Source organism: Bartonella silvatica (assembly GCF_040545155.1).
Lineage (GTDB): Bacteria > Pseudomonadota > Alphaproteobacteria > Rhizobiales > Rhizobiaceae > Bartonella > Bartonella silvatica.
Genome location: NZ_JBEPLI010000066.1, coordinates 1 through 1,738 on the forward strand (window position 1 = coordinate 1; position 1,738 = coordinate 1,738).

Sequence of the window (1,738 nt, forward strand, 5' to 3'; positions counted from 1 at the left end):
CGTTGCTACCGGTATCAAATATTCATGACTATGATCAGGTATCTTCATATGCTTTTGTCCTTACATCATTCAAAGGGCTTCATCTAATGAACACTCTTTCAAGTCCTCAAGCTCTTCTCTCAAAGACTCTAAGCGCTTCTCTAAATCTTTAACAGAAACATCAAGCTCTGTTTTCAATGCTGTCTTCAGTAAATCAAAAACACCATGAAGCGGTGCGTGAACAAAACCTCCCCCCGAATACAAAACGACCCGTACTTGAGACGGGTCGCTAAGCTCTGATATCGCAAACGGTTTTAATGACATTTCAACTCCTCATGTCTTGATCCCATAAATTACACTCACATTAACCGGGCGCGTTTCAACACCACCAACCCTCTCTGCCATGAGATGATGCTCATGATGCGCTTGGTCATGAACGCCCTCTTTGATCGGCGTCGAATGATATAAAAAATTAGCAAAAGGGCTTCTGATAAACCAAGGTAAACGCGGCGGCTTGTCTTTTTCTGTAAACCAAAAGGGAGTCTCTACCTGTGAACTTCCTGCTATTTGGTCAAATTCTTGATTACATTCCTCTAAGCTATCACCACTCAAACCTACACATTCTTCATCATTTGATCTCTTGCGCCTTTTCAAAGAAGATTCAGTAGAAGAAATATCCCGTCTTTTCCGTGAAGAACCACCATCAGAAGAGGCGGGACCGATAAAATGTTCATGCCCTTTCAAAGAAAACAATTGCTGACTTGCAAAAGAACGCCAAGGGTCTAAATTGCGTTCATAGTCCAGTCCTCGTAAAAACATCCCCCGTAAATCTGGAACATTAAACGTCAAAACGCCATCTCCTTCTCCCCACGTCGTTCCTATCGCACAAAATAAATCCCAATAGACAAGCCGCGGATAAGCCTTCCCATCACATGCTAACCAATCATCCGGCAAGCGTTCCATTGCAAAAGGTCCTATCAGACCTGACGGTAAACGTTTTAAGGAAGTAACTTTTTCCCTTGTGGGATTGAGAACTTGCCAACCCGTGAGAGCTTCATCATACACAATCGTATACAAACAGTCATTTTGTAACTCTCCTCCCGATAAAGCTAATAAACCGGTGTCTGTTGCCTTATAAACAGGTTGAGCGGCTAAATTATTCAACGCAATCATTGTCGCCCCAACATTCTTACCCTTCACTTTAAAACAAAGCGATATCCCATTCTTATACGCTAAAAATGCCATTTTACTTTCAAGGCTTATCAACGTTGTCTGGTGTTCACTATCAACTGTAACAACCGCTTCAATCACACCCCCCATATCCGATAAATACTCACACACACGTTGCATCATACCACGAGCGCTGTTGTTGACTGTGTTCGGATGTTGTCCTTCTGACCAATTAATCAGATCATCTGCACCTCCATTCTCGGGTGCACTTAAAGACCAATCATAAATCGTCGACATTTAAACCTCACGTCTTAATCGCAAACACAACACTCATATTAATTGGGCGCGTCTCATGTTCTCCAAAACTTGCTACTGAAACATCACGCATATGAATGTGAGTATGGGGAAAGGCGAGCTTATGATGAACCCGTATATCCTCTGCTCTCACGCCCAAACGTTCGGCGAGCTTCAACCTTTGCTGGTCATTAAGCATATACCCCCAGATGATCGTCATATCACCATGCCAACTCTCCTCCTGATTTTCAGCATTAAAAATCGTAAAGGTTTGACCACTATGATCATGCTTTCT

2 protein-coding genes and 1 pseudogene are annotated in these 1,738 nt (G+C 42.8%); all 3 read right to left on the minus strand.

Features of this window, described 5'->3' with window-relative positions:
* Nucleotides 1-69 precede the first annotated feature (69 nt).
* On the minus strand, nt 70-303 hold the full coding sequence (locus tag ABID23_RS07890; protein WP_354190941.1) for a hypothetical protein: 234 nt from the start codon (nt 301-303) through the stop codon (nt 70-72).
* 9 nt (nt 304-312) lie between these two features.
* On the minus strand, nt 313-1,446 hold the full coding sequence (bgtC, locus tag ABID23_RS07895) for a gene transfer agent tail collar protein BgtC (RefSeq protein WP_354190943.1): 1,134 nt from the start codon (nt 1,444-1,446) through the stop codon (nt 313-315).
* 7 nt (nt 1,447-1,453) lie between these two features.
* Nucleotides 1,454-1,738, minus strand: a pseudogene (locus ABID23_RS07900) (phage tail protein); the annotation flags it as partial.

Bases quoted from the DNA above. Each gene is read 5' to 3' on its own strand.
- bgtC (WP_354190943.1), bottom strand. From the start codon at position 1,446: ATGTCGACGATTTATGATTGGTCTTTAAGTGCACCCGAGAATGGAGGT.
- ABID23_RS07890 (WP_354190941.1), bottom strand. From the start codon at position 303: ATGTCATTAAAACCGTTTGCGATATCAGAGCTTAGCGACCCGTCTCAA.